This is a genomic window from Mesorhizobium sp. CCNWLY176 (genome assembly GCF_037153935.1).
In the GTDB taxonomy this organism is placed as follows: Bacteria; Pseudomonadota; Alphaproteobacteria; order Rhizobiales; family Rhizobiaceae; genus Mesorhizobium_M; species Mesorhizobium_M zhangyense.
The window spans coordinates 192,653-209,682 of sequence record NZ_JBBBDZ010000009.1 but is presented as its reverse complement, the minus strand read 5'-3'; the positions used below and the strand labels follow the sequence as shown (position 1 = coordinate 209,682).

Genomic DNA, 17,030 nt, shown 5'->3' with positions numbered 1-17,030 from the left:
AACCGGGTTCCACTTTTCGGGATCACGCGCCTAGACCTGCAGGATCGATGAAACGAGAAGCTGCGTGTAGGGGGCGCGGGGATCATCGAGAACGCGGTCGGTGAGACCGGTTTCGACGACGCGGCCGTCCTTCATCACCATCATGCGCTGCGACAGAAGCCGCGCCACGGCAAGGTCGTGGGTGACGACGATGGCCGCCAGTCCCAGATCGGTGACGAGGCCGCGCAGGAGATCGAGCAGGCGCGCCTGAACGGACACATCAAGGCCGCCGGTCGGCTCGTCCATGAAGACGAGGCGCGGGCCGGTGACGAGGTTGCGCGCGATCTGGAGGCGCTGGCGCATGCCGCCCGAGAAGGCGCGCGGCTGGTCGTCGATGCGGTCCTCGCCGATTTCGACGCGGCCGAGCCAGTCGATGGCGGTCGAACGGATGTTGCCGTAGTGGCGGTCGCCCACCGCCATCAGGCGCTCGCCGACATTGGCGCCGGCCGAAACCGTCATGCGCAGGCCGTCGGCCGGGTTCTGGTGGACGAAACCCCAGTCGGTGCGCATGAGAAAGCGGCGCTCCGCCTCGCTCATGCGATAGAGGTCGCGCCAGGTGCCGTCGCGCATGCGGTACGCGGCGGTGCCCGAAGTCGGCATCAGCCGGGTCGACATGCAATTGAGCAGCGTCGTCTTGCCCGAGCCGGATTCGCCGACCACGGCCAGAACCTCGCCCGGCCAGAGATCGAAGGTGATGTCCTCGCAGCCGACGCGCGAGCCGTAATATTTTGAGAGAGAGGTGACGCGGAAAAGCGGTTCGTCGGTCATTATTCTGCCTCTCGGCTTTTTTCGAACGTTTGGCGCTGCCCCTCACCCTTACCCTCTCCCCGTAAAGGACGGGGAGAGGGGGGCGTCAGCGTTGGGGCTTCCTCCTTCTCCCCGTCCTTACGGGGAGAAGGTCCGGCAGGGGATGAGGGGCTGGCGCGGCTTTCATCTTCCGGCGCCAAATGTCCCCGATGCCCATCTTCCCGCCGCGTCTCGCAATGGTCGGTGTCCGAGCAGACGAACATGTGCCCACCGTGATCGTCGAGGATGACCTCGTCGAGATAGACCTGTTCGGCACCGCAGAGCGCGCAGGGCTGGTCGAAGGTCTGGACCTCGAAGGGGTGATCCTCGAAGTCGAGGCTGACCACTTTCGTGAAGGGCGGAATGGCGTAGATGCGCTTTTCGCGGCCCGCGCCAAACAGCTGCAAGGCCGGCGACATGTGCATTTTCGGGTTGTCGAATTTCGGCGTCGGCGACGGGTCCATGACATAGCGCCCCTCGACTTTCACCGGATAGGCATAGGTCGTCGCGATGTGGCCGTGGCGGGCAATGTCCTCGTAGAGCTTCACATGCATCAGCCCGTATTCCTCCAGCGCGTGCATCTTGCGCGTTTCGGTTTCGCGCGGCTCGAGGAAACGCAGCGGCTCGGGGATCGGCACCTGATAGACCATGATCTGCCCGGCATGCAGCGGCGCTTCGGGAATGCGGTGACGGGTCTGGATGATGGTCGCCTTTCCCGTCTCCGTGGTGACGGCGACGTCGGCGACCTTTTTGAAGAAGGCGCGGATGGAGACGGCATTGGTGGTGTCGTCTGCGCCCTGGTCGATGACCTTCAGGATATCGTCCGGGCCGATGATCGAGGCCGTGACCTGCACGCCGCCGGTGCCCCAGCCATAGGGCATCGGCATTTCGCGGCTGGCGAAAGGCACCTGATAGCCGGGAATGGCGATGCCCTTCAGGATCGCCCGGCGGATCATGCGCTTGGTCTGCTCGTCGAGATAGGCGAAGTTATAGGTGGCGATATCCGTTGCCTGGATGTTCATTCCGCGGCCTCCCGGGTTTCCTGATCGTCGCCGCGTTTGCGGGCTTCATGCTCGGCGCGCATGCCGCGCACGAGGCCGAGTTCGGCCTGGAAATCGACATAGTGCGGCAGTTTCAGATGCTCGACGAAGCCGGTGGCCTGGACATTGTCGGAGTGCGAGATGACGAATTCCTCGTCCTGCGCGGGGGCAACGACATCCTCGCCGAACTCGCGGGCACGCAGCGCGCGGTCGCACAGCGACATGGACATCGCTTTTCGCTCGGACTGGCCGAACACCAGCCCATAGCCGCGCGTGAACTGCGGCGGCACCTTGGCCGAACCCTTGAACTGGTTGACCATCTGGCATTCGGTGACGCGGATGCGGCCGAGCGGCACGGCGAAGGGCAGCTCCGGCACATCGATTTCGACCTCGACCTCGCCGATGCGGACCTCTCCCACGAAGGGATGGCTGCGGCCATAGCCGCGCTGGGTGGAATAGGCGAGCGCCAGCAAAAAGCCCTCGTCGCCGCGCGACAGTGCCTGAAGGCGCAGGTCGCGCTCCAGTGGAAACTCGACCGGCTCGCGGGTGAGATCGCCGGTGACGTGGTCTTCCGGCAATTCGCCGTCGCTTTCGATCAACCCTTCATGGGCCAGGATTTCCGAGACGCGCGGCATCCGTCCGGCTTCCGCCTCACGCTGTTCGGGCTCCGCCACCGGCGCACCGGCGGCGATTTCGGGATCGAGCAGGCGGTGCGTGTAATCGAAGGTGGGGCCGAGAAGCTGGCCGCCGGGCAGATCCTTGTAGGTGGCGGAAACACGGCGCTCGACCTGCATGGCGGCGGTGTCGATCGGCAGCGTGTAGCCGAAGCGCGGCAGCGTGGTGCGGTAAGCGCGGACGAGGAAGATCGCCTCGATCATGTCGCCGCGCGCCTGGGCGATGGCGAGTGCTGCCAGTTCGCTATCGTAGAGCGAGCCCTCGGCCATGACGCGATCAACGCCGAGCGCCAACTGCTCGACGATCTGGTCGAGGCGTATGGCGGGCACGGAGCGGTCGCCGCGCCGACGGTCGGCGAGAAGCTGGTGTGCGTTGGAAATGGCGGCATCGCCGCCCTTTACGGCCACATACATGGGTCAGGCCTCCATGGTCTTGATGCGCGTGGTGCGCGGCAGGCAGGCGATGCCTTCGGGCGCCGCCAGGATGACATCGACGCCGCGCGGGAAACGGGCGCGGTTCTGCTTCCACTGCTCGACGAAATGACGCGGCAGCGGGGTTGGCGCGAGCATTGCCGCCTTCTCGATGCCGGGGCCTTCGAGCAGCAGGTTTTCGCCGGAAGACAGGCTGGTCACCTGCAGGATCAGCGTGGTCGAGCGATCCGGATACTCTTGCGTGCCTTGCGCGAAATTTTCGAGCGCGATCAGCTCGGCCGGGCTGGAGACGAGCGCGAAATGCGCGTCCGCCGGTGTGTGGGCAAGCGGCGCGCCGCTGTGAAAGCCGAGCCAATGCTTTGCGGCGGCTGAGGCCTGCAGGGCGGGATCGAGCCAGAGCGGCGTGTCGTTGTCGCAGAAGGTCAACGCCACGGCACCGGCGACCAGCGACAACGGTGCCGGCGGCACGGTCAGGCCGCCGCAAGGCTGGATGGTGCCCGGACGGGCCATCGCATCCATGACGGCGCGAAACACCGCCTGCGCATCGAATACGGGATTGGCGAAGCCGCCGTCGATTGCCTGCGTTTCCATCAATCCTCTCCGCGTACCATGGTGAAGAAATCGACCTTCGTCGCCGCCGTCTCGGCACGGCGCGTTTCGTCGGCAGCAAGCTGCTCCGCGCGCAGCGGCTCGATGATGCTGGCTTCGATCTCGGCGCGGCGCGTAGCGTCCTGCCAGAGCGCATCGGCGATGGCCGACAGCAGCGCCTTTTCCTTGTCGCGGCCGAGCGCATAGGCGTGGCCGACAGCACCGCCCTCGACCCGCACCGTGGCACGGGTGACGGTCGCCTCGCCGAAATTGAACGGCGCGCCGCCGCCGCCGATGCGTCCGCGCACGGTGACGAGCCCGGTTTCCGGTCCGCGCAGCTTTTGCGCCTCGCGCGGCAGGCAGGCCTCAGCCCACAATGCCTTGAGCCTGTCGCCCGGAGCAAGGGAGAGCGCCGCCATCGCCGCCTTGCGGCCCGCCGCCTCTTCCCGTTCCTGCCGTCTGTCTGTTTTCATCGTCCGGTCCGCCGTTGCAAAATTTGTCTATTGCTCTATACAACCATACAAATTATACTCCCTTTCTAACGCCTGTCCATGACGGTGCGATGACGGGGTGAAAAAATGGGCTCGGAAGACAGTCAACTCGGGATGGAGCGGCGCAGCGGGGTCGCGCTGTGGCGGCAGGTCGCCGACCGCATCAGACACGGCATCGGCGGCGGCACGCTTGGCGACGGGCACAAGCTGCCGCCGGAAATCTGGCTGTCCGAGCATTTCGGCGTGAACCGTCACACCGTGCGCGCGGCAATCGCAGCGCTGGTGCAGGAAGGCGTGCTGCGGGCAGAACAGGGCCGCGGCACCTTCATCGAAAGCCGCAAGCGCCTCGCCTACCCGATCTCGGCGCGTACGCGCTTTTCAACAGGCATGCAGCATCAGACGCGCGACCGGCGCGGCATACTCCTGGGGCATCAACAGGAGGAAGCCAGTGCGCGCGTGGCGGAAGCGCTGGCGCTTGAACCGGGCGCGCCGGTGCTGCGGCTGGAAACGGTGAGCGAAGCGGACGGACGGCGCGTGGGGCGCGCGACGGGCTGGTTCGATGCCGTACGCTTTCCGGGTTTTGAAAAAGCCTATGCCGAGACGGGTTCCATCACCTCATCCTTCGCCCGTTATGGCGTGAACGACTATCTGCGCCGCTCGACACTGGTCTCGGCGCGCCATGCCGATGCCGATGATCTGGAGAATTTGAGGCTCTCGCCCGGTGCAATCGTGCTGGTGGCGATTGCGATCAATGACGATCTCGAAGGGCGGCCGATCCAGTTTGCTGAGACGCGTTTTGCCGCGGATCTGGTGGAGCTGACGGTGGAGACTTGAGGGATAGGGCGCACGCTTTCGAAGCTGGCGCTGCCCCTCACCCTTACCCTCTCCCCGTAAGAACGGGGAGAGGGGGTCGTGGACGTTGCGGCTAACCTCTTTCCTTCCCGTCGTTACAGGGAAAGGATGAGGCTCCCACGTTGAAGTCTCCCTCTCCCCGTTCTTACGGGGAGAGGGTAAGGGTGAGGGGCAGCTCTGCCTTATCGCCCGAGTTGATCTACCCTCTACCGCTCCATCACAATCAGCGTCGACGTGGCACTTGCATAAAGTTTGCCGTCGCGGTCCATCAGCTTCGCCTCGGAAAACCCGGCGCGGCGGCCGAAGGAAAGCACGCGACCTTCGGCGCGCAGCAGTCCGGTGTCCTTGGTGATCGCCTTGTGATAGGCGACCTTCAGTTCCAGCGTCGAATAGGCCTGGGTGGCGCTGAGCTTCGAGTGGACGGCGCAACCGCAGGCCGAATCGAGCAGCGTGGCGGCGTAGCCGCCATGGACCATGCCGATGGGGTTGTAGACCGACAGGCTGGGCGTGCCTTCGAAGACGGCAAAGCCGTCGTCGACCTGGACCAGCCGGAAATCCAGCGTTTCGGCTATGGGCGGACGCCCGCCCGAAGCGATCAGCGCCCGAAGCTGTTCGAGCCCGGTCAGGCCGGGGCCCATTTCGGCGGCAAGGTTCATGGTGGATGGCTCCAATGGAAACTGTCACTAGGTTTGTCGAGATTCAGGTCAGGACGCGCCGAAAATGATGGTCTTCGAGAACCGGAGCGGAGCGTACGTTTTGTACGTGAGCACCGGAAGCGCAGAAGACCATCATTTGCAGGCCGTCATCACCTGAATACGACAAACCGAGCGGTCAGTAATCCTTTTCGTAGAAGACGCCAAGGCTGGAATCGCCGCCGGTGCCGACCGCGCCGCGCGCCTTGAGGTCCTTGGTGATGTCGAGGTTGATCGTGCCCTTGGTTGAGCCTTCGGCACCGGCCTCGACGCCGAGATAGATGTTGTCCTGGATGTAGCGGCCGGCGCGCACGGCGGCATTGCCTTCGCTGTCTGTGACGACATCGAGATCGTCGAGGCCGGTCGCGCCGCGCAGGCTGCCGATCAGCGAATTGTTCGAGCCGCCGGCGAGTTCGGCAGCGGCAGCGGCAAGCTGAGCGATCTGGAAGGCCGACAATTCGCTGATGCCGCGATTGAAGATCAGGCGCGCCAGCACCTCGTCCTGCGGCAGCTCCGGCTGCGAGGAGAATTTGACATTGATGTCGGAGGCGCGGCCGCTGACAGTGATGAAGACCGTGATGTCGGAGCCTTGCGAACGGGCGACGAAATTCAGGAACGGGTCGAGGTCGCCGACAAGCGTCACCGAACCTTCGTCGAAGGTGATGCGCTGGCCGAGGATGCCGAGGCGCCCACGGATGAGATCGAAGCCGCCGACCGGCTGGATGTTGGAGACGGGACCGGTGAGGCGCAGCGATCCGCCAAGCTCGGCATCCAGTCCGCGGCCGCGCACGAAGATGCGATTGGGCGCGTTCACGCTGATGTCCAGCCGCACGACGCTCGGCCGGCCGGTCGGTGTCGGCGTGCCGTCATTGGCGCGGGCGCGCTTCAGCGTTTCCACGACGCCCTTCGACGGATGGATGTGCTTGACGTCAAGCGCCGCCGCGCCGCCGGCAAAGCTTTCCGGCACGGTGATTTCGGCGCGCTCGACATTGATCGTGCCGGACAGAAGCGGATCGCGCGTCAGCGGGCCGGTGAAGGCCAGCGCGCCGCTGACGGTGGCGACGACGAGATTGCCGTCGGCATAGCGGGCCTGGTTGAGCGTGACGCGGATATCGGCCGGGAAGTTTGCTGCCGCATTGAGCGAGACCGTACCTGTAGCCCCGATGGCGCCGCCGGCGGCGAGGTTGGCCGAGACGTTGCGCAGCGTGACGCGGTCGCCGTCGATCGTGCCCATGACGGCGATGGAGCGCAGGCGCGTGTTGCTTTCGGGATCGACGAACTCCGCGCCCTGCGTCGAGAACATGCCGCGTATCGCCGGCTGCTTGAGGTTGCCGGAAACGGTGGCGTTGACCTGCAGCGTACCGCCCGCCTGCGCGCCGCGATCGGCAAGGAAGCGGTTGGCGAGCGCGAGCGGCGCCTCGCCCCGGACGGAAAGATCAAGGCCGTTGCCGGAAACGGGCAAGCGCCCGCTGGCTGATACCGTCAGTCCCTGCGGGCCGTTGACGGTGGCGGAGGAAAGCGTGAGGACCTTGTTGCCAAAGCTGCCGGATGCGTTGATTTCCAGCGGCGTGGCACCTGCGGAATCGAGCGCTGCGGCGCGGACACCAGCACCGCGCAGGTTGAAGGAGGCTGCCGGATTGGCAAGCTGGCCGGTGACCTTGGCTGTGCCGGAAATATTGCCGCCGAGATTTTGGCCGGAAGCTGCAGCGTTCAGCACCGCCAGCGGGAAGGACTCCAGCCCGATATCGAGCGCCATCGCGCCCTTGTCGAGCGGCACCGCGCCGCTGGCCGTGGCGCGCAGGCCCTCCGGGCTGGTGACCGCGGCCTTCAGGTTCAGGCGGTTGGCGCTCGACGTGCCGTCGGCATCGAGATTGATCGAGTTGAGGCCAGCCTGTCGGAGTGCCGCGGCAGCGATGGAGCGGCCCTGGATGTTGAACTTCACGTCCGGGCTGGCGCGCGTGCCGCCAATATTGGCCGTGCCGTTGACCGTGCCTGCCAGCGCCAGATCGGGCTTGATGGCATTGGCGATCGCCAGCGGCAGATTGGCGATGTTGACCGCCAGATCGAGCTTGTCGGCGATCTCGCCTCGCGCGGTGACGCGGCCGCCGCCGACATCGAGCGCGACGTTGTCGATGGTGATGGTCTGGCCGCGCATCTGGATCGCCGCCGGTTGAGTCAGGCGGGCAGCGAGACTGCCCTGCGTCACGTCAGCATTCTGGAGCGCCAGGCGGTAGCCGCCCTCGATGGGCGTGAGCGCGCCGCCGGTGGAGACCTTGGCGCCATTGTCGAGTGCTGCGTCGGCCTTGAAGTTGGTGGTCTGGCCCTGCTGCTGGGCGGTGGCCTGCAAGGTGGTGACATTGATGCCGCCAGCGGAGAGCTTGCTGGCGTTGAGCGATCCGTCGGCAATCGGCACGTTGAACAGGTCGGCCACCTTGGCATTGAGATCGGCCTTGCCGAGCTTGATGGTGTCGACGGCAAGATCGTTCACGTCGGCGCGCACGGTGGCGTTCTGCTTGCCGTCCTGATGGCTGAGCGCGATATCGGCGTCGACCGCGCCAGTGGCTTCCTTGAGCAACAGCGCGGCAGCCGTGGAAACATCGGGGGCTGCGAGGGTCAGTTTGCCGTCGAGGAGACCGGCCTTTTCCTGCGTCACGTCGCCGGTAATGCGCGCACCGCCGGCGGTGAATTTGAGATCGCCGAGGCGCTTCTCGTTTTCCGTCACGGCAAGCGCGGAGGCCAGCTCGATGCGCACGCCATCAAGGAAGGCATCGCCCATGATCTGGCCGTTGAGGTTGCTGTTCTGCAGCGTGCCTTCGAAGCCAAGCACGGCGTTCTTGAGGTTCTTGCCGACCAGCGCGCCGGTGGGAACCTCGGCGCCGAAGGTCAGGCCGATGAGGCCGTCGGAGCCGTTCGCCCTGCCCTTGGCGGTCAGGCGGCCGGAGGCTTTTTCCGAGACCAGCGCCAGATCGCTCAGCGCGAGATCGAAGTTGAAATCGGCGGTTCCCGTCGCAAAGCGGCCATCTGCCGTCACGCTGACCTGATCGTTGAAGATGCGGAACTGGCGTGCCACCAGCCCGGTCTCGCCGCGCGCGACGCCGCCGGTCAGGCGCGTCTGGCCCTGCAGCAGATTGTCGGCCGGCGGGCTGTCGATGCCGAGGCCGTCAGCGTTGCCGTCGAGCGCAAGGTCGAAGCCGCCGCTGACCGGCGTGACCGTGCCCTTGGCGGTGAGGTCGATCGCGCCCGAAAGCTGCCGCCCGGCAAGGCTGGAGAATGGTGCCAGCGCGTTGGCCTTGAGTCCGATATCGCCCTTGAAGACATAGTCGGCGATGTCGCCGGCAAGCGACAAGGCAAAACCGTTGGCCGCGACCTCAGCCTTGGCGAGCTTGACCGGTGTGCCGGCCGTCCATTCGCCGCCGACATCGAGTTTGATCGCCTTGCCCAGCGCCTCGGCCACGTCGGCGCGCTTGGCCTCGATGCCGGAAACGCCGCCATTGGCTGCGAAAGTGACATGGCGCTGCGCCGGATTGGACAGGTTCTGCGCCAGGCCGGACAGCAGGATATTGACGGATTTCGACGAGAAGGTCTCGGTGGCGAGATCGTCGACCTTGATGGCGCCCGACCATTCCTCGCTGCCGCTGTCGCCGAAAGCGAGCTTCACATTGGCGCGTTGCACGGTGTTCTGGCCGGGGATCGGCAGCAGAACCTTCTCAGCGGTGCCGTTGTCGATATTGGCGTCCAGCGTCAGCCGCTGCAGGAAGTTGTCTGCGGTCGTTTCGGCGGCGGCCTTTATTTTCAGGGCAGCGCTCTCCAGGTCGAGGTTTTCCAGAAGCACGCCGCCGGCATCACGCACGAGGCCCGAGGTCTGGAGCGTGGTGTTGGCGCCGAAGAAATCGCGGAAGCGCGGCGAGATCAGGCGGGCGATCGGGCCTTCGAGGTCGGCGGTGAAGGCCAGGCCCTCGCTCTGCCGGCGCAGCTCGGTCTTGCCGGTCAGCACGCGCTGCTGGTCGGCATCGAGCGTCACGTCGAGATCGAGGTCGGAAAGCGGTCCCTTGCCCAGCAAGGCCAGTGCCATCGGCGGACGACCCTCGACACCGAGGAGATTGGCGACGATGCCGTTTGCCGGCTCATTGAGCTTCAGGTCGAGATTAAGGATCTGGTCGGCATTGGCGTATGTCGCCGTCAGCGCAAGCTGGCCGCCGGGCCCGTCGAGGCGGGTGACATTCAGCGCAGTGTCGAGCGAGCCGCCAGCCAATTGAAGACGCCCGGTAATGCCCATCTCGGAGGCGAGGCCGAAAAGGTCCTGGCCGAACACGACATGCGGTACTTCGAGCGCGCCGAGCGTGACGGAAACCGGCAATTCGGGAATCTGGAAACTGCCCGCCTCGGGTGCCGGGGCACTTTCGTCCGGCAAGGGCTTGCGCATGACATCGATGCGGTCGGCGGCAAGCCGGTCGATCGACAGGCGGCCAAGCAGAAGTGCCGAGCGCGTCCAGACGATGCGGGCATTGGTGATTTTCAGCCAGACGCCCTGGCGGTCGGCAATGGTGATCTCGCCGATGACAGCGTCAGACGAGAGCACGCCCTGGATGTTGTTGATGCGTATCTGGCGGTTCGGCGTGGAGAGCTGGTCTTCGAGCAGGCCCACCAGATAGGAGCGGTCGGCCTGTTCCGAATCCTGCGCGACGGCAGCCGTGAGCGCGGTGAAGAAAAGGGCGATGGCCAGAAATATCCGGGTCAAAACGCTTGTCCTATTCCAACATAGAAGGCGACGCTCGGATCGCCATCGTGGCGATTGAGCGGCACCGCCGCATCGAGCCTGATCGGGCCGAGGCCGGTCAGGTAGCGCAGGCCGACGCCGGTGCCGACGCGCAGATCCTCCTGAAATTTCGGGAAGGAATCGGCGCCGACATAACCGGCATCGACAAAGCCGACGACGCCGATCGAACTGGTGACGCGGGCGCGCAGTTCGGCCGAACCCTCGATCAGCGAGCGCCCGCCGATGACGTTGCCGTCCGGCAGGACGACGCCGATGTTGCGGTAGGCATAGCCGCGCACCGAGCCGCCGCCGCCGGCGAAGAACAGCTTGTCCGGCGCGGTCTCCGAAATCGGCGAACCGACGAGGCTGCCGATTTTCACACGGCCAGCGGCAACGATGCGGTTATCCTCGCCGAAGCCGTAATAGGCCCGGCCTTCGGCGGTGAAGCGGGCGACGGCATTGCCGTATTTGATCTCGTAGAAGGGTTCGAGAGTGGTCTCGAAATAATAGCCCTCGGTGGCGTCCACCTTGTTGTCGCGGCTGTCATAGATGAGGCCGCCGACCAAACCGACATTGGCGAAATCGCGCCGGCCGAAAACATCGTCGTCGAAGCGCGAGACGCCGCCGGCTATCGCGGCCCGGCCCGAAAGCTCGTCGGTGAAAATATGGGTGAAGCCGACCTCGGCATTGATCGAGGTGCGGGTGTAGGGCTCCAGCACCTCACGGTCGCCGATGAGAGAAGCGACGAAATCGGTGTCGGGCGTATAGACGCCCGGCTTGGTGAAGATCGCGCCGACACGGTAGGTGAAGTCGCCCGGATCGAGTGAAGCGCCCATGCCGGCAACCTTCGCTTCAAGCCGCAGTCGCTCGGCCTTGCCGAATAGGTTGCGGTGCAGCCAGTAGGCCTCGATACCGGCGCCGTCGACCGTGGAATAGCTGCCGCCGACGCCGAAACGGCGCGGCAGGCGCTCCTGCACGATGAGGCTGATGGGCAAGAGCCCGTCATTTCCGATCTCATCGCCTTCCTGGAAACGCATGGCGCGGAACACGTCGAGGCGGCCCAGCCTCTTGCTGGCGCGGTCGAGATCGTCGGGATCATATTCCTGCCCCGGCTCCAGGCCGGTCATCCAGGCGAGGAATTTCGGATCGATGCGCTCGGTGCCCTGCACCTCGACGGGCGCGTAATACGCCTTGCGGCCGGGATCGACGGTCAGCGTCGCATCAACGGTGTTGTTGTCGTGGGCTGCCTCGACGCGGCGGTCGGCGATCTTTGCCTTGGCGTGGCCCTGCTGGCGCCAGGCTTCGACGGCAAGCCGCTCCGACTGGAGGATGACGCCGGACTTCGCGATCTGGCCCGGCACGAAACCTTCGTCCTCAGGCTGCTTGACCTCGTCCTTGCGCTCGACCGGCGGCGGGGCGCGATTGATGATGGCGGTTTCGCCGAACATGAAGGTCGGGCCGGGATCGACGCTGACGCTGACAGCGACCGGATCGGGCAAGGTCGCGTCCGGCGGCAGGTCCGCCGCTTCCTGCCCGCCAACCTTGATGCTGATGGTGCCGCCATAGCGGCCTTCGCTGTAGAGCGCTGCCAGCAGGCGGCGATAGTCGCCGCGCGCCTTGGCGAGCAGGCCCGAGACGCCGGAAGCCGGCTTCTCGCGGTCTTTCCACAGGCCGGATGTGTTTTTCAGCTTGGTTGCGATGTCTTCATTGTCGCCGGAGACGGTGAAATCCACGGAATAGTGCTGCGGCTCGCCGATGACGTCTTCGGACTCATCGACCTTCTTGCTGCCCCACAGCTTTATGCCGAAGAGCTCGAAAGCCTGCGCCGGCGTGGCCATGCCGGTGGCGAGGCTGATGCCGATAAGCAGGCAAAGGCCCCGCGAAGTCCTGGAAAACACAACTCTCACTCAAGCTCCTAGACGCGGTCGAATAGGCCACACGCACCAACATCAGCGCGCCTCGAAAAGCTCTCCGCCCCCTAGAGAATGTTACCATTGTAAGGGAATGTATTGGGGGAAGAAACCCTTGGCCGAACCGCGATCCTCTCCTCAAAGGCAATTTTGGGCCGGCATGTGGCCCAAAATAGACACCAAAGGTTGCAGCTTTACGAACTGTTTCCTTAACGTTTCGGGACACGTCCCCAGCCTCAGTGGCCCGAGGTGAGCTTGAGGCCGGTCAGGCCGACGACGATCAGACCGACGCTGGCTATGCGGAAAAAGGTGGCCGGCTCGCTGAAGAAGACCAGCCCGACGATGAAGGCGCCGACCGCGCCGATGCCGGTCCAGATGGCGTAGGCGGTGCCGAGCGGCAGCGTTTTCATGGCCAGCGCGAGCAGCCATAGGCTGATGAGCATGGCAACAGCGGTGATGATGGAGGGGGTGAGTTTGGTGAAGCCTTCCGACTGCTTCAGGGTCGAGGCCCAGACGACCTCGAACAGCCCCGCGAAGAAAAGATAGACCCAGGCCATGATGATTTTTCCTTGTATTCGATGCCCGAAAGACTGGCATCGTTCAGTTAAAGAATGAAACATGAAGTACGAAAGGAATCGCAAGATCGCTGCCTGATCGTCGAAGAGTTTCAACGGGATCGACTGCAAAAGGTCGAGCCAGATGGCGCGGAAAAGCAGGCCAGCGACAGGCACGCGCCAAGCGCGGCGGCGAATGGCCGGATGCTTGAAAAGGACAGTGGGTGTCATGCGCCATTACTTCGGTTCTCCGAAACAATGGGGCCGTCCCCGGATGATTTTGGAAGCGCAGGTCGTCCTGCAGGACCCTTATATGAGACCGCCCGCCCGAATGCCAAGGGACAAAAGGTCGCCACCCATGGGTAGGCAGATCACATCCGGCGGATCGGCGCGCCGAGTTGCAGGAAATCGCGCTCGCGGCAGGTGAGGATCAGGATCTGCTGGTTGGCTGCCGCCTTGTGCAGGATAAGGTGCATGCGCTCCAGCCGCGCCTCGTCGGTGTTGACCAGCGCGTCGTCCAGCACGATGCAGGATTCCTGGCCGGCCTCGCGCAGGATATCGGCGAGCGCAATGCGGGTGATGACGGCGATCTGCTCGCGCGCGCCGACGCTCAGGCCGCCGAAGGGCTCGGCCACGCCGTTGCGCACGACCTGATCGATCTCGAATGTCTCGTCGTGCAGCACGATATTGCTGTCCGCCTCGATCAACCGGAGATAGGGCGCAGAGCGTTCGCGCACCGGCGCCAGCCAAAGGTCCCGCATCTCGCGCTGCGCCTGCGACAGCGTGTTGAACAGAAGCCGCGCCGCCTCGGCTTCCAGCGTCATGGTCTTCAGGCGGGTTTCGCCAAGCGCAACCTGACCTTCCAACTGAGCAAGCTGCTCGCCAAGCCCGTCCTTGCCGAGCGCGCGCAAGGCCGCCTCGATCTCGCGCTTTTCGATGTCGAGCGCGGTGATATCCCTGCGGATCATCGTCTCGGCCTGCTCGGCCTGTCGCAAAGCGAGCTGCTTTGCTTCGGGATCGGCGTTGGCAAGTGCTGCACTTGCGGCCTGACGATCCTGATCGGCGGCCTGAAAAGCCTGCTGCTCGGCTGCGAGTTCATCTTCCAGCACCTGGTCGCCAGTGACCTGCCGTGCCGCCGACAATTCCTCGAGGCGTTTCCCGTATCGCTGGCCGGCGGCCGAGGCGCGCTCGTCGAGCACGGCCAGTTCGCGCCGGGCGGTCTCGGCGGCCGCGCGCCGCGCCCTCGCCTCGCTTTCCAGAACCGCAAGCCGGCCGCGCATTTCGTGGCTCTCGCGCTGCGCGGCCTCAAGATCGCCGGGTTCTGAGCTGTCGGCAGCCTCACCCGCACTCACCAGGACGGCATTGCGCGCGAGCTGCTGTTTGAGCGCCTCGATGCCGTTGGGGGCGACCGTGGCAACGGTCCTGCCGAGATTGGCAGCTTCTGCGCCGGCGTTTTCCTGAAGGCGAAGCGCATTGCGCGCGGCGATCAATTCGGAAAAGCCAAGCCGGCGCAGCGCCTGCTGGAATGCCGTTTCGGCGGTCTCCGTGGCACGCAGCAAGTCTTCCGTGCCGCCGCGGGGATGGATGCCGATCTCGCCATAGCCTTCCAGAACAAGCTTTGCATCGCGCGACACAACGAGCTCGCCGGATGCAACCAGCCTGCCATCGAGATACGCCGACTGCGCAGCGTCGGGGTGAAGCGTGATGCGAACGCCGGCGGCCTCGAGCCTGACGCGCGCCTGATACAGATCCCGTTCAAGGCTTTCCAGCGCGGCGATGTCATTCGCCGTCAGGCTGGTCGCGCTGGCAACCGCGCTCGCCTTTCGCCGGGCTGCGTCGGCATCCTCGGCAAGTTTCAACTGGCCGGTCAGGCGCTCGACCGCTTCGGTGGCCTGACGCCGCGCGATCGCCTGCTCCATGCGGCGCACGCGCCCGGCTGCCTCCTGTTCGGCCCTCGCTGCTTCGTTCAGGCACGCGGCTGTCTTGCTGGAAATCGCATCGAGCCGGGCGAGTTCGGTGCTGGTTTCGTCGCGCGCAGCACTGGCTGCGTCCATCTCGGACTTGTCGGCGGCCAGATCGGCGGCCAGTCTGCGCCGCGCCATGTTGCGGGATAGGGCAGCGTCCAGCCTCAACCGTGCCCGTTCCACACCGCCCACGGCGGCCTGATGCTTTTCGTCCAGCCGGGCAACGCCGGCAGCCGCTGCGCGGGCAGCGACCGCTTTCTGGATCGCTTGATTGAGCGTGTCGTCGCGCGTGTGGCGGGCAAGGATGTTTTGCACCCCGGCCAGCCGCGAAACCTGCGCATCGTGCTCGGCCATCTGCTTTTGCAGCGTGGCAAACTGTTCGCGATCGGCTTCAAGCTGCGCGGCGAGCGCGCGGAACTCTCCGCGCGGATTGTCGCGCTTGTCCCAGAAGCCGGACTTTCGTTCCTCCGAAGCGGCCAGCAGCGCACGCCCGCGTTCGCCGCCCGTCACCTGCCCGACTTCGCTTTCGAGCGCCGAGGCAAGATGATTGCGCCCGCTGCCGATGCCGAGCGCGCGATGCGAGGTGCCCTGCTCGACCCAGAGAAGGCCGAAAACACCATGATGTTCCAGCGGCTTCGATCCGCCCGAACCAGGCGGCGTGAAGCCGAACATTTCTGCCAGTTTTTCCTCGACGGCATCGCCCGTGTAGCGCTCGCCATTGCCGGCGAGCTCGGCCTCCGGGCGCTGGCAGAATGCCTTGCGCAACTGCCACGCCGCGCCATTCCGCTCAAAATCGAGACGGATTTCGGGTCGCACCGACTGGTTGTAAGGCTGCATCGCTGCAGCTGCCACGCCGCCGACGCGGTGACGCTCGAACAGCACGGCGCGCAAGGCGGCGAGCAAGGTCGATTTGCCGGCCTCGTTGTCGCCGACGACCACGTTGAGGCCGTCGCCGAGGTCGTCGATGACGACATGGCCAAGCTTGCGGAAATCCGTGACCTCAATGCGGCGCAGCTTCATGTGCCGCTCATATGGTCGACATACATCATGCGAAGAGCGACGCGGGCGCTTGCCGCCGCGGGGTTCGACGGATCGGCAGCCTGCGCCTTGAGCCGGTCAACCGCCAGCCGCACGAAACCGGACGAATCCAGTGCGTCGAGATCGTCTTCGGTCGGCTCCTCGAACAGGCCGGCATCGTCGATGTCGAGATGGTGGAAGCGGTGCTGCCAGGACGACAGTTCGGTGCCAAGGCGGTAGCGTTCCGCCAGGCTGACGCCGCCGCGCAAGGTGAGCGACACGACGCGGCGCGCGGCTTCGCTTTCGATCGAAGACAGCGCTTCGAGCGCTGCCTGGCAGGTGCCGTCGAGCAATTGGGCCGCGAGCTGGCGCCATTGGTAATGGCCGACCGGAACTACTTCGACGCGCTCGGGCGCATCGGGGCCATCGAGATCGACGATGTGAACCAGACCGGAGCTGTTGGCGCGGTGGCGGTCGGTTTCGGGCGTGCCGGAATACCAGGTTTTCGGCGCGATCTTCAGCGAGCCATGCCAGTCGCCGAGCGCCAGATAGGCGAGCCCTGCCGTCTGCGCGCGGGTTTCCGGAATCTCGTTGCTGGCTTCGGCAGCACCGGGCAGCCGGTTGGCGACGCTGCCATGGGCGAGGCCGATGCGGATCGCGCCCTCGGGTGTCGCGGCGGCGTCGAACCATTCGGTCTGGTCGAGCGATTCGCGACGGCGCGACAGCGGCCCGGGCAGGACGACGGCGCGGCCGTCCCAGCCTTCGATTGGCACTGGCTTGTCGGCAATGGTGATGTTGGCCTCCAGCCCCATCTGCCGCATGCGGCTCCAGACGCTGTGGGCAAGGGCTGCGTCATGATTGCCGGGCAGGAAGATCCAGCGGCCGGAAAAGGGCTTTAGCGCATCCAGCGTGCGCAGGATGGTGCGGTCCTGCACTTCGTTGCTGTCGAAAGCATCGCCCGCGACCAGCACGGCATCGACACCACGCTCGGCGGCCAGCTTCGCGATAGTGCCGATCGTCGCAATGCGCTGGGCGCGCAGCTCCGCGCCGGCATCGCCCGGAACGTTGCCGAAGGGCTTGCCGATCTGCCAGTCCGCTGTGTGAAGGAATCTGAAGGCCATGTGGCTCTTCGATAGCGGTCCTTGCGCAGGCTGTGCAAGAGGCGTCTCCGGCCATCACCAGCCCATTGCGGCGGCGCTCAGATTGGTATTATGTTGGTATTACTCTGGTATTAT

12 protein-coding genes are annotated in these 17,030 nt (G+C 65.3%); 1 reads left to right on the top strand and 11 read right to left on the bottom strand.

The genetic code is table 11. From position 1 onward, the window contains the following. Positions 1–30: 30 nt before the first annotated feature. From phnK to phnG, 5 genes are read right to left on the bottom strand one after another with little or no spacing between them, the layout of a single operon-like run. Entirely contained in the window at positions 31–807 is a 777-nt protein-coding gene (gene phnK, locus WBQ96_RS16930) for a phosphonate C-P lyase system protein PhnK (RefSeq protein ID WP_165119585.1), read from the bottom strand. Further along, on the bottom strand, positions 807–1,847 hold the full coding sequence (locus WBQ96_RS16925) for an alpha-D-ribose 1-methylphosphonate 5-phosphate C-P-lyase PhnJ (protein ID WP_336551638.1): 1,041 nt from the start codon (positions 1,845–1,847) through the stop codon (positions 807–809). The genes phnK and WBQ96_RS16925 overlap by 1 nt, the downstream gene beginning before the upstream one ends. Beyond that, positions 1,844–2,953, bottom strand: coding sequence for a carbon-phosphorus lyase complex subunit PhnI (locus tag WBQ96_RS16920; protein WP_336551640.1), 1,110 nt, complete (start codon positions 2,951–2,953; stop codon positions 1,844–1,846). Before WBQ96_RS16920 ends, WBQ96_RS16925 begins: the two co-directional genes overlap by 4 nt. 3 nt (positions 2,954–2,956) lie before the next feature. Further along, a complete protein-coding gene (gene phnH / locus WBQ96_RS16915) occupies positions 2,957–3,562 on the bottom strand; it encodes a phosphonate C-P lyase system protein PhnH (protein WP_336551642.1) in 606 nt (201 codons plus the stop codon). Then, a complete protein-coding gene (gene phnG / locus WBQ96_RS16910; RefSeq protein ID WP_336551644.1) occupies positions 3,562–4,032 on the bottom strand; it encodes a phosphonate C-P lyase system protein PhnG in 471 nt (156 codons plus the stop codon). Before phnG ends, phnH begins: the two co-directional genes overlap by 1 nt. Before the next feature lie 105 nt (positions 4,033–4,137). Between phnG and phnF the strand changes: the two genes are divergently transcribed. Continuing rightward, the gene (gene phnF, locus WBQ96_RS16905; protein ID WP_336551646.1) at positions 4,138–4,884 is read left to right on the top strand and encodes a phosphonate metabolism transcriptional regulator PhnF; all 747 of its coding nucleotides are present in this window, start codon (positions 4,138–4,140) and stop codon (positions 4,882–4,884) included. Between the two features lie 224 nt (positions 4,885–5,108). Here the strand turns inward: phnF and WBQ96_RS16900 are convergent, their stop codons facing one another. From WBQ96_RS16900 to WBQ96_RS16875, 6 genes are all read right to left on the bottom strand, one after another. Then, positions 5,109–5,558: a PaaI family thioesterase gene (locus WBQ96_RS16900; RefSeq protein ID WP_165119580.1), complete on the bottom strand. Its 450-nt coding sequence runs from the start codon at positions 5,556–5,558 to the stop codon at positions 5,109–5,111. 175 nt (positions 5,559–5,733) lie between these two features. Then, on the bottom strand, positions 5,734–10,332 hold the full coding sequence (locus WBQ96_RS16895) for a translocation/assembly module TamB domain-containing protein (RefSeq protein ID WP_336551648.1): 4,599 nt from the start codon (positions 10,330–10,332) through the stop codon (positions 5,734–5,736). Further along, positions 10,329–12,188 (bottom strand): autotransporter assembly complex protein TamA, encoded by a 1,860-nt coding sequence (locus WBQ96_RS16890; protein WP_336552152.1) that lies wholly within the window; start codon positions 12,186–12,188, stop codon positions 10,329–10,331. Before WBQ96_RS16890 ends, WBQ96_RS16895 begins: the two co-directional genes overlap by 4 nt. Positions 12,189–12,496: 308 nt before the next feature. Further along, complete coding sequence (gene sugE, locus WBQ96_RS16885; RefSeq protein WP_165119578.1) at positions 12,497–12,817, bottom strand: quaternary ammonium compound efflux SMR transporter SugE; 321 nt, start codon at positions 12,815–12,817, stop codon at positions 12,497–12,499. Positions 12,818–13,185: 368 nt separating this feature from the next. Next, on the bottom strand, positions 13,186–15,798 hold the full coding sequence (locus WBQ96_RS16880) for an AAA family ATPase (RefSeq protein ID WP_336551650.1): 2,613 nt from the start codon (positions 15,796–15,798) through the stop codon (positions 13,186–13,188). Further along, complete coding sequence (locus tag WBQ96_RS16875) at positions 15,795–16,916, bottom strand: metallophosphoesterase family protein (RefSeq protein ID WP_336551651.1); 1,122 nt, start codon at positions 16,914–16,916, stop codon at positions 15,795–15,797. Before WBQ96_RS16875 ends, WBQ96_RS16880 begins: the two co-directional genes overlap by 4 nt. Positions 16,917–17,030: the final 114 nt, after the last annotated feature.